This is a genomic window from Gammaproteobacteria bacterium (assembly GCA_022340215.1).
In the GTDB taxonomy this organism is placed as follows: Bacteria; Pseudomonadota; Gammaproteobacteria; order JAJDOJ01; family JAJDOJ01; genus JAJDOJ01.
On record JAJDOJ010000056.1, the window covers coordinates 1 to 22980 of the forward strand.

General features: G+C 63.7%; 22 protein-coding genes. 13 read left to right on the forward strand and 9 right to left on the reverse strand.

Features of this window, described 5'->3' with window-relative positions; translation table 11 throughout:
• Positions 1-168: 168 nt before the first annotated feature.
• From LJE91_04080 to amrA, 3 genes are all read left to right on the forward strand, one after another.
• On the forward strand, positions 169-612 hold the full coding sequence (locus LJE91_04080; GenBank protein ID MCG6867919.1) for a YcgN family cysteine cluster protein: 444 nt from the start codon (positions 169-171) through the stop codon (positions 610-612).
• 136 nt (positions 613-748) lie between these two features.
• The gene (gene amrB / locus LJE91_04085) at positions 749-1534 is read left to right on the forward strand and encodes an AmmeMemoRadiSam system protein B (GenBank protein MCG6867920.1); all 786 of its coding nucleotides are present in this window, start codon (positions 749-751) and stop codon (positions 1532-1534) included.
• Positions 1521-2090: an AmmeMemoRadiSam system protein A gene (amrA, locus tag LJE91_04090; GenBank protein ID MCG6867921.1), complete on the forward strand. Its 570-nt coding sequence runs from the start codon at positions 1521-1523 to the stop codon at positions 2088-2090. The genes amrB and amrA overlap by 14 nt, the downstream gene beginning before the upstream one ends.
• Positions 2091-2112: 22 nt before the next feature.
• Here the strand turns inward: amrA and LJE91_04095 are convergent, their stop codons facing one another.
• From LJE91_04095 to argE, 6 genes are all read right to left on the reverse strand, one after another.
• Positions 2113-3123 carry a M14 family metallopeptidase gene (locus LJE91_04095; protein ID MCG6867922.1) on the reverse strand — a complete coding sequence of 337 codons (1011 nt, stop codon included), beginning with the start codon at positions 3121-3123 and terminating at the stop codon, positions 2113-2115.
• Between the two features lie 58 nt (positions 3124-3181).
• The gene (locus LJE91_04100) at positions 3182-4615 is read right to left on the reverse strand and encodes a glutamate--cysteine ligase (GenBank protein ID MCG6867923.1); all 1434 of its coding nucleotides are present in this window, start codon (positions 4613-4615) and stop codon (positions 3182-3184) included.
• Positions 4616-4828: 213 nt separating this feature from the next.
• Positions 4829-5497 carry a nucleotidyltransferase family protein gene (locus LJE91_04105; protein ID MCG6867924.1) on the reverse strand — a complete coding sequence of 223 codons (669 nt, stop codon included), beginning with the start codon at positions 5495-5497 and terminating at the stop codon, positions 4829-4831.
• Positions 5494-6495: a phosphotransferase gene (locus LJE91_04110; GenBank protein MCG6867925.1), complete on the reverse strand. Its 1002-nt coding sequence runs from the start codon at positions 6493-6495 to the stop codon at positions 5494-5496. Before LJE91_04110 ends, LJE91_04105 begins: the two co-directional genes overlap by 4 nt.
• Before the next feature lie 41 nt (positions 6496-6536).
• Positions 6537-7847: an amino-acid N-acetyltransferase gene (argA, locus tag LJE91_04115; GenBank protein ID MCG6867926.1), complete on the reverse strand. Its 1311-nt coding sequence runs from the start codon at positions 7845-7847 to the stop codon at positions 6537-6539.
• Between the two features lie 537 nt (positions 7848-8384).
• Positions 8385-9536 (reverse strand): acetylornithine deacetylase, encoded by a 1152-nt coding sequence (gene argE / locus LJE91_04120; protein MCG6867927.1) that lies wholly within the window; start codon positions 9534-9536, stop codon positions 8385-8387.
• A gap of 178 nt (positions 9537-9714) precedes the next feature.
• Between argE and LJE91_04125 the strand changes: the two genes are divergently transcribed.
• Positions 9715-10377 carry an energy-coupling factor ABC transporter permease gene (locus LJE91_04125; protein ID MCG6867928.1) on the forward strand — a complete coding sequence of 221 codons (663 nt, stop codon included), beginning with the start codon at positions 9715-9717 and terminating at the stop codon, positions 10375-10377.
• 50 nt (positions 10378-10427) lie between these two features.
• Here LJE91_04125 and LJE91_04130 read toward each other — a convergent pair whose 3' ends face one another.
• Together LJE91_04130 and LJE91_04135 are read right to left on the reverse strand one after the other, a co-directional pair.
• Positions 10428-11039 (reverse strand): 5-formyltetrahydrofolate cyclo-ligase, encoded by a 612-nt coding sequence (locus LJE91_04130; GenBank protein ID MCG6867929.1) that lies wholly within the window; start codon positions 11037-11039, stop codon positions 10428-10430.
• A gap of 31 nt (positions 11040-11070) precedes the next feature.
• Positions 11071-11379, reverse strand: a complete 309-nt coding sequence (locus tag LJE91_04135) for an EAL domain-containing protein (protein MCG6867930.1) — start codon at positions 11377-11379, stop codon at positions 11071-11073.
• 466 nt (positions 11380-11845) lie between these two features.
• Here LJE91_04135 and glnE point away from each other — a divergent pair, with 466 nt between their 5' ends.
• The 8 genes from glnE to LJE91_04175 all read left to right on the forward strand — a co-directional run bounded on the left by glnE (position 11846) and on the right by LJE91_04175 (position 21562).
• Entirely contained in the window at positions 11846-14773 is a 2928-nt protein-coding gene (gene glnE / locus LJE91_04140; GenBank protein ID MCG6867931.1) for a bifunctional [glutamate--ammonia ligase]-adenylyl-L-tyrosine phosphorylase/[glutamate--ammonia-ligase] adenylyltransferase, read from the forward strand.
• Positions 14770-15693 carry a branched-chain amino acid transaminase gene (locus LJE91_04145; GenBank protein ID MCG6867932.1) on the forward strand — a complete coding sequence of 308 codons (924 nt, stop codon included), beginning with the start codon at positions 14770-14772 and terminating at the stop codon, positions 15691-15693. The genes glnE and LJE91_04145 overlap by 4 nt, the downstream gene beginning before the upstream one ends.
• A gap of 100 nt (positions 15694-15793) precedes the next feature.
• Positions 15794-16015: a zinc-finger domain-containing protein gene (locus LJE91_04150; GenBank protein MCG6867933.1), complete on the forward strand. Its 222-nt coding sequence runs from the start codon at positions 15794-15796 to the stop codon at positions 16013-16015.
• A 72-nt stretch (positions 16016-16087) separates the two neighbouring features.
• Positions 16088-17506, forward strand: coding sequence for a bifunctional D-glycero-beta-D-manno-heptose-7-phosphate kinase/D-glycero-beta-D-manno-heptose 1-phosphate adenylyltransferase HldE (gene hldE, locus LJE91_04155; GenBank protein ID MCG6867934.1), 1419 nt, complete (start codon positions 16088-16090; stop codon positions 17504-17506).
• Positions 17503-18450, forward strand: a complete 948-nt coding sequence (gene rfaD / locus LJE91_04160; GenBank protein ID MCG6867935.1) for an ADP-glyceromanno-heptose 6-epimerase — start codon at positions 17503-17505, stop codon at positions 18448-18450. Before hldE ends, rfaD begins: the two co-directional genes overlap by 4 nt.
• The gene (locus LJE91_04165) at positions 18429-19742 is read left to right on the forward strand and encodes an O-antigen ligase family protein (GenBank protein ID MCG6867936.1); all 1314 of its coding nucleotides are present in this window, start codon (positions 18429-18431) and stop codon (positions 19740-19742) included. The genes rfaD and LJE91_04165 overlap by 22 nt, the downstream gene beginning before the upstream one ends.
• 25 nt (positions 19743-19767) lie before the next feature.
• Positions 19768-20781, forward strand: coding sequence for a glycosyltransferase family 9 protein (locus tag LJE91_04170; GenBank protein MCG6867937.1), 1014 nt, complete (start codon positions 19768-19770; stop codon positions 20779-20781).
• Positions 20782-20800: 19 nt separating this feature from the next.
• Positions 20801-21562, forward strand: coding sequence for a glycosyltransferase family 2 protein (locus tag LJE91_04175; protein MCG6867938.1), 762 nt, complete (start codon positions 20801-20803; stop codon positions 21560-21562).
• Here LJE91_04175 and kdsB read toward each other — a convergent pair.
• Positions 21522-22361 carry a 3-deoxy-manno-octulosonate cytidylyltransferase gene (gene kdsB / locus LJE91_04180; protein MCG6867939.1) on the reverse strand — a complete coding sequence of 280 codons (840 nt, stop codon included), beginning with the start codon at positions 22359-22361 and terminating at the stop codon, positions 21522-21524. The two genes, LJE91_04175 and kdsB, sit on opposite strands and share 41 nt — an antisense overlap.
• Before the next feature lie 355 nt (positions 22362-22716).
• Between kdsB and LJE91_04185 the strand changes: the two genes are divergently transcribed.
• Positions 22717-22980 (forward strand): hypothetical protein (locus LJE91_04185; GenBank protein MCG6867940.1); only part of this gene is annotated, 264 nt, incomplete at its 3' end.

Genomic DNA, 22980 nt, shown 5'->3' on the forward strand with positions numbered 1-22980 from the left:
GGGGATATCGCCATGAGGTGATCCTGTGAACCGGATACCCCGAGTATGACGGTGCTTGCGGGAGTTCGGTCGGCGGCCGTACTGCGCAGTTCCCTCGCCGTCGGGTGCGCGAGGTAAAATGTCTCCTGCCGGTGAGGCGCAGGCAGAATCTTGCGCCATAATGTTCGAATGGTGGCCGAATTGTCCAAACCCTTCTGGAAGACCCTGGCGCTGGAGCAAATGACGCGCGAACAGTGGGAATCCCTCTGCGACGGCTGCGCCCGTTGCTGCCTGCACAAGCTCGAGGACGAGGACACCGGTGAGATCCACTACACCAACGTGGTCTGCTCCCTGCTGGATTCGGGTAGGTGCCGGTGCACGCGATACCGTGACCGGAATCGCCTGGTGCCGGACTGCCTGGTGCTGGATCCGGCAACGATCCACTCGCTCGACTGGTTGCCCGAAACCTGCGCCTATCGATTGATTCGTGATGGTGAAGATCTGCCGGACTGGCATCCGCTGGTATCCGGAGACAGAGAATCCGTTCACGATGCGGGGGTGTCGGTACGGGGCTGGTCGGTCAGCGAGGAGCAGGTAGCGCCGGATGATCTGCAGGATCACATCATCGGTTAGACCCGGGTGCGACCGGCCCCGAGCGGGAGTGCGCCGACGCACCCTATAATCGTTGGCAGGAGTGGCGGAATCGCGTCGCGCGTGGCCGGTTCCCGCCGGTGCGGAGCGCGAGACGGTTTTTGAGTGAGGTGTCGTTATGGAAACCACGAGAGAGCCTGCCGTGGCAGGTATGTTCTATCCTGGTGATGCGTTGGGCCTGCAACGCACGGTCGACCGGCTGCTGGAACAGGCGGGCGGGGAGCCGAACGCGGCCAAGGCCATCATCGCGCCGCATGCCGGCTATATCTATTCGGGCGAGGTGGCGGCCAGGGTGTATGCGGCGCTGGCCGCTAGGTCCGGGTCCATCCGGCGGGTCGTGATGGCGGGCCCGTCGCACCGCGTCGGGTTCAACGGCATCGCCGTACCGACGGCGCGGTATTTCAGAACACCCCTGGGACGCATCCCCCTTGACAGCGCAGCGATCGAATCGTTGGCCGACATCCCATGGGTTCAGCGGTCCGACGCGCCACACGCGCAGGAGCACTGTCTCGAGGTCCAGCTCCCGTTTCTGCAGACGGTGCTTGACGAGTTCAGCCTCGTGCCGCTGGTCGTTGGACAGGCCCGGCCGGCCGAGGTGGACGAGGTTCTGGAGCGCCTGTGGGGTGGCGACGAAACCCTCATCGTGATCAGTTCCGACCTGAGCCACTATTTACCCTATTCGCAGGCGAAGGCCATCGATACGCGAACGAGTTCCGCGATCGAGGCCTTGCGCGAGCAGGACATTGGCTTCGACCAGGCCTGCGGGGCGTTGCCGGTGCGTGGGTTGCTGATGGCCGCACGCAGTCACGGCCTGCATTGCAGGACCGTCGACCAGAGAAACTCGGGTGACACCGCCGGCCCCCGGGACCGGGTCGTGGGATACGGGGCCTATGTCTTCGAGTGAACTGTCTGCCGCGGCGAAGGAACGCCTGCTCGGAGTCGCCCGCGAATCGATCCTCCGAAAACTACGCAGCGGTGAGCGCCTCAGGGTCCGGCCGGAAGACTACGAGCCAGAACTGCGGGCACCGAGGGCGAGCTTCGTGACCCTGCATCGCCATGGTGAGCTGCGGGGGTGCATCGGGTCTCTGGAGGCGACCCGCGCGCTGGTGACGGACGTGTGTGAGAATGCCTGCGCTGCGGCGTTCTCGGATCCCCGGTTTCCACCGCTGGCGGCGAACGAGTTCGACGACCTTTCCCTGTCGATATCGGTCCTCAGTCCGCCAGTGGAGATGGAATTCCGCGACGAGGTGGACCTGGTCTCGCAGTTGCGTCCCTCGATCGACGGTGTGGTGCTCCGCGAAGGTGCACGCCGGGGGACCTTCCTGCCCAGTGTCTGGGATTCCCTGCCCGACGGCGAGAGCTTCCTTGCGCATCTGAAGTTGAAGGCGGGTCTGCCCGCAGACTACTGGTCCGAGACGCTCCGGGCGTACCGCTATACAACGGAATCTTTCGGCGGTTAGTCGGTCGCCCGCGGTGGGGCGTTCACCTTCCCGCGGGAAGCCGTTCCATGAGGTAGCAAAGGCAGTCCTGGCGCACCACCTGTTCGTCCAGGGTGAGCATCGACGGCATCGCCACGCGGTTCAGGATCAGGATGCCGTCTTCTACGTGGAAGAACCGGTCCATAAGATCGTCACCGTCATCGCCCGTGACCAGAATGGCGTGCTCCATCCCGTCTGCGATACTGCCGAAGCGGGTGCCCGCGGGTAACTCTCTGAAATTCAGGCGGTCGAGATTGCTGTCGAAGGTGATGTCCGTCTCCTCACCGTGGAAGCCGAACGAGACGCCGTCACGGATCCGCACCCGAGCCACGGTGTGGAACAGCTCGATGTCGTTGGCCGCCACTGGATGCGCCGGGATCGCCGAAAGGTGCAGGCAGGCGTCGACGAATTCGGCTGCGTGTTCGACCCCGAAGGCGTCGCCGGGTTTTCCGCACTCCAGTGTCACGGCGGGGCACAGCCGGGCGAATGCCATTGACTGCACACCGCGGGGCTGCAGAAAGTACACCACGGTGCGGCCGAACAGCGAGGCGAGCTGCAGGAAGGGGTCGCCGAGATCGTTGACGCAGGCGTAGTGGGGGTTCAGGCCGGTGTTGTTGTGCATGTCGATGCTGGCGAAGATGTCGCGATCGGCCATGATGTCGACGATCTGCTGCATCATGCGCGCCTCGGGCTGGTCCGAGTCGTCACCGCCGGGCCAGATCCGGTTGTAGTCGGACTGCTGGTCGAGGCGGCGCAAGCCCTCGCGCGCGGCAAACACATTGCCGAAGAAGATCGACACCGCGCGGGGGAGATCAGCCTCGAGATATTTCTTCAGCACCTTCTGGACGGCCTGCAGACCGACCGGCTCGTTGCCGTGCAGGAGCGTGGAGAGGAACAGCGGTCTGGGAGCCCTTCCCTCCAGGTGGACGAGGGTCGGGCCGGAGAAGATCTTGTGCAGGTCCCGCGCCTGTGTTTCGAGCACTGGCGTTGGCAAATGGTCGAGTATCGTCAGCACGGCGATCGTCCGTCAACGAAGTCCTGGGCGATATGCCGCCCGGCCAGGCGCATGCCGGTCAGGATGTCCATTCGTGCACCGGGGCGCCTTCGGACTGCCGCTCGAGGTAGCCGCTGAGGAGTTTATGCATGTCCCTGCCATGGCGCTCTGTGAATTCGCGCTGCCACACACAGCCGTTGCGGCCGAGCCGGACCCGCCCGGCGACGATGCCGAGGTACCGCCTCGCGTCAGTCCCGTCGATACCGAGCCGGTCCAGCCCTTCGTATGCGAGCGGGATCAGTTTCTCCTCGAGCAGGTTGCGCACGCCGACGCGCTTGCCGTCGAGCCAGTCGATCCGGGCGTCAAGACCGAACCGGGCGGCCTGGTAGAAATTGTCCTTCGCGCAGGCGAATGCCAGGCGATCCGCCAGTTCGTCGGGAGGCATGCAAAGCGAGACCGCGAGGCCGTAGAACAATGCCGCGTTCGCGATGGCGTCCGACACACTCGGGTTTCCGGGCAGGACGCGCTGCTCAATGCGTACGTGCGGGTTGCCGTCGTCATCGAACCCGACCAGCGGTCGGTTCCATCTCCAGATGGTGCCGTTGTGCAGACGAAGGTGGGAGAATCTCGCTTCGGGGGTCTCGAATTGCATCGGCAGCAGCACCGGATAGTGACGCAGGTTCCGCTCGAAGCACTCGACAATCGACTCCCGCACGTAGCCGTTGCCGAAACTGACCCGGCGAAGCGGCCCGCGCGCCACCCCCTCGAAACCGCCCGTTTCCACGGCCTGCTCGAACAGTGGGATGCGGGTCTCGTCCCAGAGGTCCTTCCCGAAGAGGTAAGGAGAATTGGCCCCGCACGCGATCAGCGGCGCCGAGGCGATGATCGACGCGTTGTAGTACTGGTGCGCCGCCTCGGCGGGAACCTGCATGTGTATCTGGAACGAGGTGGCGGCGGATTCCAGCATGACGTTCCCGTGTTCACCGGCCAGGTGTTCGCGACCGACGATTTTCAATCGAAGCGGCCGGCCCTCTCGCAGCCGCAGCACCTGTTCGTTCAGCGCCCGATAGCGCTTCATCGGGGTCATGTACCTCACCGACAGGTGTTTCGGTGCCAGCGTGGGCAGGATCCCGATGATGACCAGACGTGCACCGATCTTCTTCGCCGTGTCCTGCGCCTGACGACAGATCGCCTCGATCTCGGCCTCGAGTCTGCCCAATGCGCCGCCGGTGAGCTCGACCGGCTCGTTGTTCAGTTCGATATTGAACAGGGCGAGTTCGGCCGAGACCGCGGGTTCGCCCAGGTGCTCGAGAAACGCCTGGTTCAGCGGTGCCGGCGCCAGGTCGGGCCCGAGCAGCCACGCCTCGAGCTCGAAACCGGCCACAGGTGCGCGGCTGGACAGCCGCCCGCCATCGGCGAGTTCCCTCAGCATCCGGGTTTCACGCGTCAGTCGGTCGGAAAACGCCTCGAAATCGCGCTTGCCGAACCGGTGTGTCTCGATTTCCTGTCCCACGATGTCGTGTCAGGTCGCCTGTGTTGACAGCCCGTCAGGATGTCGGGTGGATGGGAAGACCCGCGTCCCGTCTCGGATACGCGTCGCCTGCGGCCTGGACCGTACGTCGGCCGCAGAGCGACAGGATTGGTCCTGTTCATGTAGCAGCCGTGTGTCTCCCTGCCGTCGATTCTATCCGGAATCCTGTCGACATGTCCCGCCGTGGCACTGCGTTCAGTTACGCTCCGAAACCAGGCGATCGACCTCCGACAGGCGCTGGCGTGTGCCGACGTCGATCCACTTGCCCGAGTAGTGTTCTCCGCTCACCCGACCCGCGGCGATGACCTCGCGCAGCAAGGGCGCCAGCGGAAATGGTTTCGCGGGGGTATCGGCAAACAGTTCCGGGCGGTAGTAACCGATGCCGCTGAACGTGTACCGGGGTTCTCCGCAGGTCAGTACCCGATCGCCATGCAGGACGAAGTCCCCTCGCGCGTGGTGCGCCGGGTTGTCGACCAGGACGAGGTGCGCCAGTGCGTCATCGCGCGGGGCTCGCGGGATCAGCGGGATGTCGGTCCAGATGTCCCCGTTGACGACGAGAAAGGGGGCGTCGCCCAGCAATGGCAGCGCCTTGCGGATCCCGCCACCGGTATCGAGTGCGCCCTCGGGTTCCTGCGAATAGCTAAGCGTCAGCCCCCAGCGGGACCCGTCGCCCAGTGCAGAGCGGATCCGGCCGCCGAGATGCGCCAGGTTGATCACCACCCGGCTGAATCCCCCGCGCCGAAGCGACTCGAGGTGATACTCGATCAGGGGTCGGCCGCCCGCGGCGAGGAGGGGCTTCGGGATGTGGTCCGTCAGGGGTCGAATGCGCTCGCCGCGTCCGGCGGCCAGGATCATCGCGTTCACGACGCCCGTAGACCCGGCGCCCCGGGATCGATCTGCAGAGCAGCAAGCATTCGGGTCAACTCGCCGGTTTCCGGATAGCGCCCGGCGGCGTCGACGAGATTCCGGTAGGTCAAGGGAATATCGCGCAGGTAGCCGGGCTTTCCATCGCGGTAGTTCAGACGAGCGAAGATCCCGCATACCTTCAGCTGACGCTGCACACCGGTAAGGTCGTACCAGCGCAGGAAGGTCGTGTCGTCGGCGGGATCGATGATCCCCTCCTTCACGATCCGGTCGCGATAGGCCAGCACCCAGGCGATCTGCCGTTCCCGCGGCCAGGCGATGTAGCTGTCCTTCAGCAGTGAGACGAGGTCATAGGTGACCGGACCGCAGACTGCATCCTGATAGTCCAGGATCCCGGGCGGGTCGTGCGGCGTCAGCATCAGGTTTCGGGCATGGTAGTCCCGGTGCACGAAGACGCGGGGTTGCTCGAGTGCGACCCCGACCAGCGTCTCGAATGTGCGCATCAGCACGGCGTCCATTTCCGGGTTCGGGGCAATGCCGAGATGCCGTTCGAGAAACCAGTCGCGGAACAGTATCATTTCACGGATCAGCAGGCCGCGGTCATAGTCCGGCAGACCGGCAGGGTCCGCGGCCTGTATCCGCTCGAGGGCCGCCAGAGCATAGCCGTATAGCGCTCCGGCGTTATCGTCATGCAGATGATTCAGGTAGAGATCGTCCCCGAGATCGTCGAGCAGCAGGAGACCGGCCTGCAGGTCAGCTTTCAGGATCGCGGGGACATTCAAACCGGCGTTCGCCAGCCGGTGCGTGACATCGACGAAGGGGGCGCTGTCCTCCCGATCCGGGGGCGCGTCCATCAGGATGTAGTCACGGTCCCCGGTCCGCACACGGAAGTACCGGCGGAAACTGGCGTCGCCGGATACCGACTCGATCGCGCAATCGACGATGGTTGCATGGTCTTTTAACCATGCCCGAAGGCGGGGGTGGTCGATCGCAGTCATTTCGGCTTTCCCCAAAGCAGGCGTTGCTGTCCTCCGGGGACTCATTCTGATTCCTGCAATGGCTTGTAGAACACCTTGGACTTGCGCTGGTAGTTGTAGAGCTGCTGCTTGCCCATCGGCAGGGAGTCCATATCGCCTCGGACGAAGCCGCGTTCCTGGAACCAGTGGGTCGTCTGCGTGGTCAGGACGAAGATGCGCTCGAGACCGAGTTTCTTGGCGCGGTCCGCAATCTGATTGAGCAGGAGGTCTCCCCGGCCGCCGTTTTGATACTCGGGGTGCACCGCGAGGCAGGCGAGTTCTCCCATGCCTTCGTCTGCAAATGCGAAAAGGGCGGCGCAGCCGATGATCATTCCGTCGCGCTCGATGACACTGAATCGGTCGATCTCCAGTTCGAGTTGTTCGCGGGAGCGGCGTACCAGGACGCCGCGCTGTTCCAGCGGGGCAATCAGTTCCAGGATGCCGCCGACGTCCCGGATGGTCGCGAGACGGTAACCCTCGTAGGTCTCCGCGGTGATCAGTGTGCCCGCGCCGTCACGGGTGTAGACCTCCTTCAGCAGGGCGCCGTCGACGCGACGCTCCAGCAGATGGACACGGCGCACACCAGCCAGGCAGGCATTGACAGCCGCTTCGAGGTGGGCACGAAAGGGCGGGTCCAGTTTACGGCGGCCCTGCAGAATCGTCTCCAGCTCGGGTAGTGACATCTGACGCAGCGGACGCCTGCGTCCGTCGCGAAGCGCCTCCTCCATGAGGAAGATCAGTTTGTCGGTCCGCAGCGAGGCCGCGGTCATGGTCGCGACGTCCAGGGCGCTGATGTTGAATGTCTCGCCCGTGGGAGAATAGCCAAGCGCCGGAAGCAGCACGATGTTGCCCATGTCCAGTTGTGACTGCAGCGCCTCTGCGTCGACGCGCCGGACCTCGCCGGTGTACTTGTAGTCCACGCCATCGCGCACCCCGAGCGGGCGGGCAGTGACGAAATTGCCGGAGGCCACACGCAGACGCATGCCGGACATGGGGGTGTTGACCAGACCGACCGACAGCAGCGCCTCGATCTCGACGCGCACGCAGCCGACGGCCTCCTTGACCGCCCCCAGCGCGGTCTCGTCCGTGACCCTCAATCCGGCATGATAACGGCTCGCGACGCGCATGCCTTCCAGCCGGGCCTCGATCTGGGGCCTGGCCCCGTGGACCAGAACCAGCCTGACCCCGAGCGTATGGAGCAGGGCGATATCGTGAACCAGGGCGGGAAACCCAGGGTCCGAGACGGCCTCGCCCCCGAATGCCACGACGAAGGTGTGTCCACGGTGCGCGTTGATGTACGGCGCCGCTCCGCGAAATCCATCTATATCGAACATGGCAGGGTCCCGATGTAGCGATCGCGAGGACCGGCTGTCGTCGACCCGCCTGCCGGGATGATCGAGCTGGATTCGCCAATTTGTAGCATTTTTGCGATAGATCAAGAATATGTTGAAACTGTTTCGGCATGAGCGATCACGCCAATCGGTAAAATTTTCAACAATTTTCTCAAACTTGTTGTATATAGTCTCTAAGGTGTGACATATCTGACACCTGTTTCAATTACACCACAGATTTGCTGGGGTGGTCGACAGAATCCGGTACGGGTGCGTCAGGCATCCGAATCAGTTCCCGCAAGCAGGCTATCCTCAGTCTTGCTTCTGCCTTGGGGCCGTGGAGACACGGCCCCTTTTTATTGGCGCCCGGCGATGTCGCAGAGGCCGTCCGGGAAACCTGACACACGCAGGAACCGATCCAAACCGCACCGATTGACCTTGTCGAAGGCGTTCCAGAATGCACCGCTGCGGCCTGCTTGTCAGGGGCCGGTTCATGCTAGACCCCGGTTGCGTCTGCGGGTGGTCAGGTCAGGCCCGTCGCTATTCCATGCACAGCCGTCTGATGAGACGCTCGAGAATCCCGAGCGTGGGCTCGATACGGTCCAGCGAGAGGAACTCGTCGGGTTGATGTGCCTGCGCGATGTCACCCGGCCCCAGGACAACGGTCTGCATCCCCATGCGGTTGAAGTACGGCCCCTCGGTGCAGAAGGCGACCGCAGCACTGGGGGTGCCCGTGACCTCCTCTGCCAGACGCACGATTTGCGCCCCGGCGGGTGTTTCCATGGCGGGTACCCCAGCGAACAGGGCCTCGAATGTCGCTTCGAGTCCCCGGGATTCCGCGATCTCCCGCGCGTTCTCCCTGATCGTTTTCCGGAGTGATTCGATTTCCATTCCGGGGAGCGGGCGCAGATCCAGGTATAGCTCGCAGGCTCCACAGATCCGGTTCGGGTTGTCACCACCGTGGATGTGTCCCAGGTTCAGGGTGGGAACCGGGACGTCGAAGGCGGTGTTGCAGTATTGTTCTCCGAGTTGCCTGCGGTAGTCCATCAGCCAGTCCATCACCTGGACCATGCCTTCCAGCGCGCTGTTGCCGTAGCGCGGATCGCTCGAGTGTCCCGAGCGTCCCTGAAGCTGGATCGACTCCATGAAGATACCCTTGTGCTGACGCACCGGGACCAGGCCGGTCGGTTCCCCGATCAGGCACTGACCTCCCGCGGGAATCTGACCGGGCGTCAATTGCAATGCACCGTCCATGGTGCTCTCCTCGTCCGCGGTGGCGAGGATGGTGAGGGGGCGTTTCAGTGATCCGGCGCGAAGTTCGCGGGCCGATTCCACCGCGAGCGCCAGGAAAGCCTTCATGTCCGAGGTCCCGAGACCGTAAATTCGTCCCGCTGAGACGGTTGCCTTGAACGGGTCGAATCGCCAACGGCCCTCGTCGTAGGGGACCGTATCGCTGTGTCCGGACAGCACCAGGCCTCTATCGCCGGATCCCAGGGTAGCGACCACGTTGGCCTTGTCGCGGTGACCGGTGACCGGTATGACCTGTGTCCGGAATCCGAGGTCCTCGAGCCAGGCGGCCAGCAGATGCGATACCTCGAGGTTCCCCATGTCGAATCGGGGCGACACACTGCTGATCGAGGGCGCTGCGATCAGGGCGTTGATCATCTCCATCAGAGGTGGTGGTGAGTTCATCCGAGGGGTTCCTGTGGGCATCGGTGGTGATATGCGGTCGGCCGCGTGTCTAGCGAACGGCTTGCGACCGGTTTGGCCGGAATCACCGGGACCCGAGGGCGAGATTACCGTGCCGCCTTCAAGAGGCGGTACAATGACAGGCCCTCCTTGAGTTTCGCAAGCTATCTCCGCATGTTCGATGTTACTCTCGGACAGTATCGTTCCCGCAGGGTTTCAATGGGCGTCGCTCGTCGTGTTCGCGCCCGTCGTGGCGGGCACCCTGTATCTCGCGCCCTGGCGTCGCCTGGGTGACGGCGAGCAACTGAACGTGTTCCTCGGCGCGTGCGTTTCCATGCTGCTGTTGTGGACGATGCGGGCCGGTGTGTTGCCCGGGCTCAATTTCCAGATCCTCGGTGTGACCACGCTCGCGTTGATGTTCCGCGGGCCGCTGGCGTTCGTCGGCGTACTGATCGTCGTCGCGGGTACGACATGGAACGCGGACGGTGAGTGGTCGCTGGTACCGCTCAACGCATTGGTCACCGGCGGCATCCCCATCCTGATCACCGGTGCCATGTTGAAGCTCGCGCAGCATCGACTCCCGCACAACTACTTCATCTATGTATTCGTCAACGCCTTCCTGGCCGCGGGGCTCGGCGCCGTGGCGGTTGTGCTGGCGTCGGCGGGTATCATGATCCTCGCCGGGACGCACACCGCGGACGCGGTCGCCTACGGATTTCTGCCCTATACCCCGATGATCTTCTTTGCCGAGTCCATGATAAATGGAATGTTGATGGCGATCTTCGCGGCCTATCGTCCGACCTGGGTCGTCACCTTCGACGATCGACTCTATCTGGCCAGGTAGTTGTAGCCGGAGCGGGCATCGCGCTGCCGATGCGCGGGAATCCCCCGGTGTCAGCCACGGGGAGCGTCAACCGGCGATTTGAGGGTACCGCCGGACCAGACGCCGGCTTCGGTCACGAGCTTGTCGACCGCCCGGTCGTGCGGTTCGTGTGGAACGCGTTCGAAGCGCTGCGCTTCGAAGCACAACCCGATCAGGACCGTGGAGGCGCCGACGCGCGCGAGAAACCGATCGTAGTATCCGTGACCGTTGCCGATCCGGTGACCTAGGGCATCGAAACCGACACCGGGAACGACGACAAGATCAAGCTCGGCAGGTTCCACGTGGTGCGTCGGGTCCTCGCGCAGCCGGACCCGCGGTTCGAGGATACCGAACGCACCGGCCTCCAATTCGTCGAACCCTGCCAGGCGCCAAAGGCGGAGGTCGTTTGCCGACACCCAGGGGATGACGATCGTTCGGTTCGATCCGAGTTCTCGGGAGATGGTCTGCCGCGTTTGCAGCTCGGTGCGGGCATTCAGGTACCACATTACCGTGTTCGCGGCGCGGTACTCGGGGGTCCCGAGCAGGTTATCGCAGGCGATCCGACTCGTTTTCGGATGGTTCGCCATGCGCCGGGCGGCATAGCCCCGTTGTCGCAGTCCACGCTTCTCGGTTTTCGGTGACACGGTGCGGTTCATCGTGGCGTGTAGCGGCGTTTTAACCGGTGGCGAGATCACTGGCCTCCGGTGTCACGGCGGAGATTTCGCAAGGCCTACCCAGATGGTAACCCTGTCCGTAGTGCACACCGATATCCTGCAGGGAGGCCAGCACGGCCGACGATTCCACGAACTCGGCGATCGTCTTCCTGCCCATCACCCCGGCGATAGGGTGGATCGATTCGGTCAGTGCGCGGTGAACCGGGTCCCTGTCGATGTCGCGTACCAACCGTCCATCGATCTTGATGTCGTCGACATCCAGGTCCATGAGGTATCCGAATGACGACAGGCCGCTGCCGAAATCGTCCAGCGCAAAGCGTCAGCCAAGACCCTCGATGATCTGAATGAAGCGCCTGGCCGATCCTGCCGGCGAGCCGCATCTCGCCCGTTCTTTTGACCAGCCTGCCGTCGCCGGGTTCATGAACGTGTATGCGGTTTCGTCCGCTGTCCTTGGCGACGCAACAGGCCGCGTCCGCGGCACTGAGCACCTGGGCCGGGTCTTCACTGAGGGAAGCGATCGGGACGACACCGATGCCGATACCGAGGTCATGACTCGTGTTTTCCCAGGTAAAATAGTGCCGATGCCTGGCCTGATTCGGCAGGCTGCACGGGGTATCCTCCAAGCGCCCCCGGGTGCGGGTCGTGCGCCGCGCGGATGCGGGATGCGGAACTCCACCGGATTGCGACGCCACATGACTCCGCGACGGGGGATGTTATGATCCGGCGCACGAACCTTTCCGGTTCGCACTGCTTCCGCGCCGACACCCTTATTTCCGATGACCCGCTTCGATTCCGTTCCCGGCCCCATTCTGGACCTTCCCACGCCGGATCTCCTCGCCTCGGATGTCACGCGGCTCATACAGGGCATGGCATGGGTCCGTGAAGAATCCCCGTCCGTACCGCCCGAGGCGTTGCGCCTCGCCTGCGGCTGCAGCACGTTCGTGGCCGACTTTTTCGGCCGCGAACCCGAAGCGGCGCGCTCGCTCTGGCGAAGTGGCGAGCTCGACCGGCAGTGTGTGCAAGGTGAGATAGAACGCCGGGTGCGGGCTTGGGTGGGTGAACCCGCGACGCAGGAGGAGCTGATGACCGCCCTGCGTCGCTTGCGTCGCAGGGAAATGGTGCGCATCGCCTGGCGTGATCTGACCGGAACAGCGGGCCTCGCCGAGACCCTCGACGACCTTTCCGCCCTGGCGCGTGGCTGTCTTGGCGCCGCTCTGGACTGGTGTCATGAGGCGCTATGCGAACGTTACGGTGTGCCGAGGGACGCGGCCGGTGAGGCCCAAGGGCTGGTGGTCCTCGGTATGGGCAAGCTGGGCGGCAGGGAACTGAATTTCTCCTCCGATATCGATCTGATCTTCGCTTACCCGGAGGTCGGGGAGACCGACGGCGGAAAGTCGCTCGACAACAGCGAGTTCTTCCTGCGGCTCGGCCGGCGCCTGATCAAGGTGCTCAACGAGACCACTGTGGACGGATTCGTCTACCGGGTGGACATGCGCCTGCGACCCTTCGGCGAGGCGGGCGCGCTGGCGGCCGCGTTCGACGCCATGGAGGCGTACTACCAGCACCATGGCCGCGACTGGGAACGCTACGCCCTGGTCAAGGCGGACATCGTCGCGGGTGATGCCGATGCGGGCTGTGATCTGCTGCGGCGCCTGACCCCGTTCGTGTACCGTCGATACCTGGACTTCGGGGCATTCGAGTCGCTGCGAAAGATGAAGGCGCTGATCGACGACGAGATGCGTTACAAGGGATTGGAGAACAACGTCAAACTGGGGCCGGGGGGGATTCGCGAGATCGAGTTCATCGGGCAGGTGTTTCAATTGCTTCGCGGTGGCCGCGACCCAGCGTTACGTGAACGCGGCATCACCACGGTGCTGCGACGGCTCGGGCAACGGAGTTTGTTGCCCGACGATGCCGTCGACCGGCTACTGGCGGCGTACGAGTTCCTGCGGCGGATGGAGAACCGCCTGCAGATGGTCGCCGACCGACAGACCCACCTGGTGCCGGAAGAGCCGGCCGCGCGAGCACGGCTCGCCTGGTCAATGGGATACCCAAGCTGGGGGGACTTCCATACGGACTGGCAGCACCACCGACGCAACGTACAGGCGCAGTTCGAGCAGATATTCGCCGCACCGCAGAACGGATCGGCCACAGGGGACGGCAGGGGCGATGACGCGAGCCGCCTGAGGGCGTTGTGGTGTGGTGGTCTGGAAGGGGGAGAGGCACAGAATCTGTTGTCCCGTATCGGATTCGCCGAGCCGGAGGCCGCGGTGAATCTGCTGCGCCAGTTGCGCGAGAGCCAGGTCTATCGCGTCAGCAGCGAAATCGCGAGGCAACGTCTCGATGGGCTGGTGCCGCTGCTGCTCGAGGCCACGGGGCGCGCTGTCCGCCCCGATCGGGTGCTGAAACGGCTGGTCCCGCTGATCGAGGGTATCGCGCGCCGTTCGGTCTACGTGGCCCTGCTCGTGGAGAACCCGGTGGCCCTGTCACAACTGGTGACGCTCAGCGACGCCAGCCCCTGGATCTCGGAATATCTCTCGCGCCACCCGATCCTGCTGGACGAGTTGCTGGACCCCCGCGCGCTCTACAGCCCACCGGACCGGGAAGGTCTCGTGGTAAGGCTGGGGGAGGAACTCGGCCAGATCGACGTTGGGGATCGGGAACAGGCGCTCGACCGGCTGCGCCATTTCAAGCATGCCGAGGTGCTCAAGGTGGCGGCGGCGGACGTGATGGAGATGCTGCCACTGATGCGGGTGAGCGACCAGTTGACCTGGATCGCCGAGGTGATACTGGAAAAGGCGGTCTCCCTGTGCCGCCGGGAACTGGAGATTCGCTACGGCCAACCGACCTGTGTCGTCGGTGGACAACGGCGTGTCGCGGGATTTGCGGTCATCGGCTACGGCAAGCTGGGAGGCATCGAGCTGGGATACGGGTCTGACCTGGATATCGTATTCTTGCACGACAGCGAGGGGGAGCGACAGCTGACCGACGGGGACCGGCAGCTCGACAACACGGTCTACTTTGCCCGTCTGGGGCAGCGCGTCATCAACATGCTGACGGTATTGACGCCGGCGGGGGTGTTGTACGAGGTTGATGCGCGGCTTCGCCCCAGCGGCGCGTCCGGCATGCTCGTCAGCGGACTGTCCGCCTTCTCCGACTATCAGGAGAATCGGGCCTGGACCTGGGAGCACCAGGCGCTCGTGCGGGCCAGGCCGGTGGCCGGGGATGGGGGTATCGCCGGGGTATTCAACCGGATTCGCGAACAGGTGCTGCGAAAGGCGCGGGACCCGGAGGGGTTGCGCTTGGATCTCGTCTCGATGCGGCGGCGCATGTGGGGCGAGCACGGTACCCGGGACGACGAGTCGTTCGATCTGAAGAGGGACCCCGGCGGTATCACGGACATCGAGTTTATGGTTCAATATCTGGTTTTGGCCCACGCGGCGGAACGCGCCGAGCTGACGCAGTGGACGGACAACATCCGCATCCTGGACAGCCTGTCGAAATGCCATCTGCTTCCGGATAGGGACGCACGCGACCTGCAGGACATCTTCCGCCTCTATCGCGACAAGGTACACCACCAGAGCCTGCAGGATCGCGACGCGATCGTGGACGCCCGACCGTATCGACAGGAGAGGGAACGGGTTCGCGGTCTGTGGCAATCGCTCATCGGGGACGACGGCGCCGCAAAGGAGAGTGACTCATGAGTATGCACGATCGCGACGGCGTGATCTGGCTGGACGGTGAACTGGTGCCCTGGCGGGAGGCTAAGGTGCACGTGCTGACTCACACCCTGCACTATGGTATGGGGGTGTTCGAGGGGGTGCGCGCCTACCAGGCCGAACAGGGTACGGCCATCTTCCGGCTACAGGACCATACCCGGCGGTTGTTCAATTCGGCGCACATCCTGGGGATGAAGCTTCCCTTCGGGCGCGAGGAACTGGACCGGGCCCAGATCCAAGTGGTCAGGGAGAACGGTCTGGAGTCGGCATATATCCGGCCGATCTGCTTCTACGGTTCCCAGGGAATGGGTTTGCGGGCCGACAACCTGAAGGTGCACTGCACCGTCGCCGCCTGGGAGTGGGGAGCGTATCTCGGCAAGGAGAACATGGAGCGCGGGATCCGTATCAAGACCTCGTCCTTTACGCGCCACCACGTCAACGTCACGATGTGCAAGGCCAAGGCCATCGGCAACTACATGAACTCGATGATGGCGCTGCAGGAGGCCCTGCACGACGGTTACGACGAGGCCATGCTGCTCGACACCGAGGGTTACGTCGCCGAAGGCAGCGGCGAGAACATCTTCATCGTCAGCGATGGCACGATCTATACGCCGGACACCACTTCCGCACTGGACGGCATCACGCGCCGTACGGTGCTCACCCTTGCCGGAGAATTCGGCATACCCGTTCGCGAGAAGCGTATCTCGCGTGACGAGGTGTATATCGCCGACGAGGCCTTCTTCACCGGTACCGCGGCGGAGGTGACGCCGATCCGCGAGTTGGACAACCGCGCGATCGGTGCCGGTGTCCGCGGCCCGGTGACCGAGCAGCTGCAGACGCGGTATTTCGACGTCGTACACGGCCGGGTCGGGTCCCATGTCGACTGGTTGACCCCCGTGGACTGAGACGACGGTAGGTATCGTGAACGCTGAACCGGCGGTGTCCCGTAAAGAATTCGGATAGAATTCGCACATCCCAAAGGGCTGCATCAAGGACCGAAACTCCATGCCAAATCCGCACACTGCCGAGCATCAGGACCAGTACAGTACGCCCAACGACAGACCCGTGAGAGAGATCACGCGTGCCGAGCTGCCGCTACGCTGCCCATTGCCCGAAATGAGCCTGTGGAATTCCCATCCGGCGGTATATCTGCCGATCGAGGACAGCCGCGACGGGCGATACATCTGCCCCTATTGCAGCACGGAGTTCGTCCTGAATGACGCCTGAGCCAAGCCGGGGACCCGACCCCGGCGTGACGGAAACCCGACCGACAGAGAGTTTGCGATCCGGTGACGAGGCATGATCATCCCTGATTTCAGCGCCGGGCGCGTCCTGGTGGTCGGAGATGTCATGCTGGACCGTTACTGGCACGGCGTCACTTCCCGGATCTCCCCCGAGGCCCCGGTACCGGTGGTCCACGTTCGGGAGATCGAAGAGCGTCCCGGCGGGGCGGGCAATGTCGCGCTGAATATCGCAGCGCTCGGCGCAAAGGCCGAGTTGTTTGGCATCACCGGGTCGGACGAGCCGGCCGAATCGTTGCGTCGTCACCTGGAGTCCGCCTCGGTCCGCTGTCGCTTCCATCAGGAGGCAGCCTTTCCCACGGTCACCAAATTGCGGGTGATCAGCCTTCACCAGCAGCTCATCCGTCTGGATTTCGAGCAGGGCTTTCACGACCTCAACCCCGATCTCGTACTGAAAGGCCTGCGTCCGCGGTGCCCCGGCGCCGGCGCCCTGGTCCTGTCGGACTACGGCAAGGGGGTCCTCGCGCAGCCGCAGCCGTTTATCGCGGCGGCCCGGGACGCGGGTCTTCCGATCCTGGTGGACCCGAAGCAGGATGATTTCTCGCACTACCGTGGCGCCACCCTGATCACGCCGAACCGCAAGGAGTTCGAGTCTGTGGTGGGAGAATGCCGGACGCCGGAAGAACTGGTCGAGAAAGGTCTTTCACTGATCGAGTCCCGGGAGCTGGGCGGGTTGCTGATCACCCGGGGAGAGGAGGGCATGACGCTGCTGACGCCCGGAAAAGAGCCGGTTCACCTGCCCACCCAGGCGCGCGAGGTTTTCGACGTGACAGGCGCCGGAGACACGGTCATCGCCGTCATGGCGGCCGGGCTGGCGCTCGGGCTGGACATGAAGGTCGCGATGCGAATGGCGAACGTCGCGGCCGGGGTCGTGGTCGGAAAACTAGGCACCGCGACCCTGACCGCCGCGGAGCTGCAGGCGGCCTGTGACCGGCACGAGGAAATCTCCTGGGGTGTGATGGACCAGGCGAAGCTGGTCGAGGCCGTCGAGCGGGCGCGCGCGGCCGGAGAAACCATCGTCATGACCAACGGAGTCTTCGACATCCTGCACGCGGGGCACGTGCGTTACCTGCGTCAGGCCGCCAGCCTGGGCGACCGGCTCATCGTCGCGGTCAACGACGACGCTTCGGTGCGCAGGCTCAAGGGCGAGACGAGACCCGTGAACCCTCTCGATCAGCGCATGGAGGTGCTGGCGGGCCTGTCGCCGGTCGACTGGGTGGTGCCGTTTTCCGAGGATACGCCCCGCAGGCTGATCTGCGAGGTGGCGCCGGACTGTCTCGTCAAGGGCGGGGACTACCGGATCGAGGAGGTGGCGGGACACGAGTGCGCGGAGATCACCCGCATCCTGCCCTTCGTCGACGGGTGCTCCACCACGTCCGTCATCGATCAGATCCGCAAGAACGGAGGAGAAACATGATCGTCGTCACCGGTGGTGCGGGTTTTATCGGCAGTAACCTCGTCAAGGGCTTCAACGATTCGGGCGTCAACGACATCCTGGTCATCGACGATCTGGAGGACGGGACCAAGTTCAGGAACCTCGCCGATTGCGAGATCGCGGACTATCGCGACAAGGACCGCTGGATCGAGGAAGCGAGAACCTCGGGCCTCGCGAACGGCGTTCGAGCCGTGATTCATCTCGGCGCCTGTTCCACGACCACGGAGTGGAACGGCCGCTACATGATGGAGAACAATTACGAATTTTCCCGCACCCTGCTGCACGCGACGATGGATGCGGGTGTCCCGTACATCTACGCCTCGTCCGCGTCGGTCTACGGTATGGGTCCGGTGTTCCGAGAGGCCCGGGAAAACGAGCGACCGCTGAATGTCTACGCCTACTCCAAGTTCCAGTTCGACAACTATGTGCGCCGGCACCTGGCCGCTGCACGCAACCAGATCGTCGGTCTGCGGTATTTCAACGTCTACGGTCCCAGAGAGCAGCACAAGGGCGGCATGGCCAGTGTGGCCTTTCACCTGAACAACCAGTTGAAGGAGGGCGACACCGTACGCCTGTTCGAGGGCAGCGACGGTTACGCCGACGGCGAGCAGCGCAGGGATTTCGTCTATGTCGGCGATACGGTGGCCGTCAAGCTCTGGCTGCTCGATCACCCGGGCGTCAGCGGTATCTTCAACCTCGGGACCGGCCGCGCCCAGCCCTTCAACGACGTCGCCAATGCCGTGATCGACTGGCACGGGCGCGGCGAGATCCGCTACATTCCCTTTCCCGATCACCTGAAAGGTCGCTATCAGAGCTTTACCGAGGCGGACATGAACGCCCTGCGCGAGGCCGGTTACACGAGTGAATTCCTGAGTGTCGAGCAGGGTGTCGGGAGATACATGGAATGGCTGAACCGGGAAGCGTGAATCCAGGTTCAAGGAAGCCTTCAACGTGGTGGAATTGGATCTTGGTGCGCGATGCCGGCCTGTATTCTCAGATCGGGTTCATGCTTGCGGGCGGCGTAGTCTTTCTCGCGCCGACACTCACCCCGGTCGTCGATCATGGTGGAAGCACGCTCTTTATGGTGCTCGCTGCGTACTCCCTCGGGGTGCTGGTCTCGTTGCCCTCCCGGTGGCACGATTTGGAACGTGCCGAGCGTGTTGTTCTCGTTGGCTTGCTCGCACTATTTCTCGCGCCGCTGCTCAGCCTAGTTAACGCCGATGATCTGGATTCATTCGTCAAGACGTACGAGCGGTACGCCCGATTTCTCCTCATTGTCCCAGTGTACCTGATGGTTCGAGGGTTTCGACGCGATCTCTGGCCTTTTCTGATCGCCGGCTGCCTATTAGCGGGTCCGCTCATGGCGATATCTGCTTGGTATGACGTTGAGATGCTAAAGCTGCCGCGAGCACAAGGGCCCTATCACCCCATTGTGTTTGGCGACATTGCAGTCCTCGTCGTGCTCGTACAGATTGTCTGGATCGTGACAGCGCGAAGGAGTGCGTGGCATGCATCGTTGTTGATCTCGTTACCCGCAACGCTTTATGCCGTGATCCTCTCAGGGACGCGGGGCGCCTGGGTTACTCTAGTGCTGTGTCTTCCGGTTGTTGCATACGCGTTTGCGCGAGATCGTGGGAAACGGTTTTCCCCAACCATGGCATCGATCGTGTTGCTACTGTCCGTGGCGCTCATTGTTGTTGCATGGCCCAGTCTCAAACAAAAGTATGAGCAAACCCAGACTAACTTCAGGCTTTGGACCGAGGGTACGCTCGAAAACAACTCGATCGGGAACCGTATTGAGTTATGGGATCTCGCAATTCAAGTATGGAAGGACCATCCGCTGCTCGGATCTGGGGCGGGCGATTTCAAGTCTCATGTAAAACGCGCTCGCGAGGACGAGGGAACCGGTTTCATACTTGATTTCGACCACGCCCACAGTATCTATTTCCACTATCTCGCCACCACCGGATTGATCGGTTTCGTTGCGATGCTGTTCGGGTTGATCGTTCTGCCCTTACGTTTCTTTCTGGGGAGCCCAGGGGCAGTGGGGGCCGGTGGCTCGCCGCAAGCCTGGGCCGGCGTGGTGCTGATCTCGGCCTTCGCCCTGTTCGGGTTGACCGAGACCTGGACGGTGCGTTCCCCACTCATGTCCCTGTTCGCCATCCTCCTGCCCACCCTGATGGCGTCGAGCGTGGCGCGACGTCCTGCGGGCGAATGAAATCGACGCAAAGGATCCAGGGCGCATGAAATTGCTCCTGGTTCGCAACGACCGGCTCGGGGATTTCATGCTTGCCTGGCCGGCGTTCGCCCTGGCGCGCAGTTCGGCCCCGGATGCGGTCATCTCGGCCCTGGCTCCGGAATACACGCGGGAGATGGCCGAGCTGTGCCCGAGTATCGACCGGGTGCTGATCGACCCCGGCGAGACAGCCGGTACGCGCAGCTTGGCAAAGGAATTCTCGCGAGGTGGATTCGACGCGCTCGTGGCCATCTACTCGACCGCACGGGTCGGCGCCGCGGCCTGGCTTGCCCGTATCCCGAATCGTGTTGCGCCTGCCACCCAGATCTTCCAGTACTTCTACAACCACAGGTTGCGGCAACGGCGCTCGAGGTCCGAAAAGCCCGAGTACGAATACAACGTCGATCTGATGCGCTTTGCCCTCGGCAAGTTGTCGGTCGAAGCAGGAGCGCAACCGGGGCCGCCGTATCTGCGTTTCGCACCGCAGGCGACATCCACGCTGCGTGCGCGGTTCATGGCGGGGGAGTCCATCCCTGCGGAACACCGGCTGGTCATGATTCATCCCGGGCACGGGGGGTCTGCCCGGAACCTGACGCCTCGGCAATATGCGGAACTCGCGCTCGGCCTTCGTTCGCGTTCAGGTCATACGGTTGTGGTCTGTGCCGGGCCGGGCGAACGCGAGACCGCGGAAGCGGTCGGCGCGCGTATCGGGCCCTCGGCGAGTCGCGTGTACGTTTCCCGCGACGGTATCGCGGCCTACGCCCGGTTCATCGCGTGCGCGGATGTCTTCATCAGCGGTTCGACGGGTCCACTGCACGTGGCAGGTGCGCTGGACGTGCCGACCGCGGCCTTCTATCCGCGCAGGCGCTCGGCAACCGCGCTGCGCTGGCAGACGCTGAACCGAGAGGCACGTCGCATGGCATTCTGTCCGCCCCCCGGTGCGGGGGAGGAAGACATGGCCGCCGTGGACGTCCAGGGCGCGTCCGCGGAGATCTCGACCCGTTATCTCGGTGCGGCATGAACGCGATGCCGGTGCCAACATGAGGGGACTCTCGGTTGTGATCATAACCCGCGATGCCGCCGACACCCTCGCGGAAACGCTGGGCAGCGTGACCGCGTTTGACGAGGTGGTCGTCTACGACAACGGCAGCCGGGACGCGACGGGAGAGATCGCCCGCGGGTACGCGAACGTCAGGTGGGTGACGGGACCCTTCGAGGGGTTCGGCCCGACCAAGAACCGCGCCGTGGATGCAGCGAACAGCGACTGGGTGCTCTCCCTCGATGCCGACGAGGTGGCCTCTCCCGAGTTCGTCTCGGAGATCGGGACATGGGTTGCCGGGGCCGATCCAAGTGAGGTTGCGGAGATCGAAAGGCGGAACACCTATCTCGGCAAGCCAGTGAGACATGGCGGCTGGGGCAACGACTGGGTGGTACGGGTCTTCAATCGTTCCGTTCACCGGTTCAGCGACAAGGAGGTGCACGAGGGTGTCGTCCTGACATCCGGGACACGCGTCGTGCGATTGCGAAACCCGGTCCGTCACGATTCCGTACGTGAGCAGCGGCACGTCCTCGAAAAGATCGACCTGTATACCGATCTGTATGCGCGCAATCATCCGCAGCGTGTTCTGCCGCTCCCGATGATCCTGTTACGGGCCTCGTGGAGCCTGTTCAAGAGCTATGTCGTTCAGCTCGGATTTCTCGATGGCTGGCGGGGCGTGGCGATCGCGAACAGCTGCTTCGTAACGACGTTCTACAAGTACTTCAAGATTTACGCCGCCGACCGGATGGCGCGGGGGAAGTAGGAGACGATTGCGCCCGCGGGGGCACCGTCGCGGCCGCTCGGTTCCCGTGCCGGGATTCCATGACCTCACGCAGACGCTCGAGGTCCGCCGGGGTATCGATCTCGAACCCCCCGTAGTCCCACTCGAGGACGCGGATCCTTTGGCCTGCCTCCAGTGCCCTGAGCTGTTCCAGGCTTTCCGTGCGTTCGAGGGGGGTCGGCGAGACCGAGGCGAAGGCCTCGAGCGCGGGCTTGCGGAAGAAATACACCCCCACGTGTTCCCAGGCCTTGAACCCTTGCGGGAATGGCGAGATCGGCGAGGGCGGCGAGTCCCGGTGCCAGGGGATGGGGGCTCGAGAGAAATAGAGTGCGTCGTCGCCTTCACCGCGGACCACCTTGACGATATTGGGATCCAGGAAGTGGGCCATGCCGTGGATCGGGGTGACTGCGGTGGCGATCTCCACACCGGGATCGGCGAATAGCCCCGTCAGGTCGTCCAGCAGTCGCGGATCCATCAGCGGCTGGTCCGCCTGCACGTTCGCGACGATGTCGCAATCGATCTCGCGGGCGGCCTCGGCAACACGGTCCGAACCGCAGGCGTGCACCTGCGTTGACAGGTGCACGTCATCGGTGAATTTCCTGCAGGCGGTCTCCACTTCCCGTGAATCCGTCGCAATGATTACCCGGTCGATGCGGCGCGCCTGGCAGGTGTGTTCGTAGACCCACTCGATCAGGGGCTTGCCCGCCACCTCCGCCAGCACCTTGCGGGGAAAGCGTGAGGAGTCCAGACGTGCCGGGATGACGGCGACAACGGTCGTCATACGCGGTCCACGACTTCGGTCGCCGCGGGGTTACGTCGTGTCGGCATTGGGGATCGGGGCGTTATCCATGCGAGGAGGCGGTTCGGATCGCATTCTACCGGGAGCGAGGCGGGAGCCGCAAAGCGTGGCAAGGAGCCCGAAACGGTGAGATAGACGGTCCCCGGACCGGATACTGGCGGTCCTCCGGTCCCGGAATTCGTCGGGATCGGCTGAAGCGGCTATTATTCGGTAACAGGCGGGATTCGGATGACCGAACATGGGGCCTCGGGACGCGGGTATCACCCTGTATACGGACTGACCGCGCGGTCATGGGTTTCAGGGGCTGTCTAGCGGGGTGACCGGAGGGGATCGCTGCATGCGTACAGTCTGCAGGTTCGTAATGCTTTTTCTGGTGCTGCTTGGCGGGTGTTACGACGACTCGGGTGTCGGCTCTGTGCTACAGACCGGCGGCAGGGCGCTGTTCAATCCCGACCCCGCAAACCCCCGGCTACCCTTTCCGACGAACCTGCTTTTCAGCGGATCGCTCGACGGCACGCTCAACGCGCCGGTCCCCGCCGGCCCCGGTCAGGCCATGCTGGTCAATGCCCTCAATGCCATCGACGGGTTCTCCACCGTCGCA

What these genes read in the sequence shown, in the direction of transcription:
- amrA (MCG6867921.1), top strand. Translation starts at nt 1,521, where the DNA reads ATGTCTTCGAGTGAACTGTCTGCCGCGGCGAAGGAACGCCTGCTCGGA.
- LJE91_04150 (MCG6867933.1), top strand. Translation starts at nt 15,794, where the DNA reads ATGCCAAATCCGCACACTGCCGAGCATCAGGACCAGTACAGTACGCCC.
- hldE (MCG6867934.1), top strand. Translation starts at nt 16,088, where the DNA reads ATGATCATCCCTGATTTCAGCGCCGGGCGCGTCCTGGTGGTCGGAGAT.
- LJE91_04170 (MCG6867937.1), top strand. Translation starts at nt 19,768, where the DNA reads ATGAAATTGCTCCTGGTTCGCAACGACCGGCTCGGGGATTTCATGCTT.
- LJE91_04080 (MCG6867919.1), top strand. Translation starts at nt 169, where the DNA reads ATGGTGGCCGAATTGTCCAAACCCTTCTGGAAGACCCTGGCGCTGGAG.
- LJE91_04125 (MCG6867928.1), top strand. Translation starts at nt 9,715, where the DNA reads ATGTTACTCTCGGACAGTATCGTTCCCGCAGGGTTTCAATGGGCGTCG.
- kdsB (MCG6867939.1), bottom strand. Translation starts at nt 22,361, where the DNA reads ATGACGACCGTTGTCGCCGTCATCCCGGCACGTCTGGACTCCTCACGC.
- glnE (MCG6867931.1), top strand. Translation starts at nt 11,846, where the DNA reads ATGACCCGCTTCGATTCCGTTCCCGGCCCCATTCTGGACCTTCCCACG.
- argA (MCG6867926.1), bottom strand. Translation starts at nt 7,847, where the DNA reads ATGTTCGATATAGATGGATTTCGCGGAGCGGCGCCGTACATCAACGCG.
- argE (MCG6867927.1), bottom strand. Translation starts at nt 9,536, where the DNA reads ATGAACTCACCACCACCTCTGATGGAGATGATCAACGCCCTGATCGCA.
- LJE91_04175 (MCG6867938.1), top strand. Translation starts at nt 20,801, where the DNA reads ATGAGGGGACTCTCGGTTGTGATCATAACCCGCGATGCCGCCGACACC.
- LJE91_04110 (MCG6867925.1), bottom strand. Translation starts at nt 6,495, where the DNA reads ATGACTGCGATCGACCACCCCCGCCTTCGGGCATGGTTAAAAGACCAT.
- amrB (MCG6867920.1), top strand. Translation starts at nt 749, where the DNA reads ATGGAAACCACGAGAGAGCCTGCCGTGGCAGGTATGTTCTATCCTGGT.
- LJE91_04165 (MCG6867936.1), top strand. Translation starts at nt 18,429, where the DNA reads ATGGCTGAACCGGGAAGCGTGAATCCAGGTTCAAGGAAGCCTTCAACG.
- rfaD (MCG6867935.1), top strand. Translation starts at nt 17,503, where the DNA reads ATGATCGTCGTCACCGGTGGTGCGGGTTTTATCGGCAGTAACCTCGTC.
- LJE91_04145 (MCG6867932.1), top strand. Translation starts at nt 14,770, where the DNA reads ATGAGTATGCACGATCGCGACGGCGTGATCTGGCTGGACGGTGAACTG.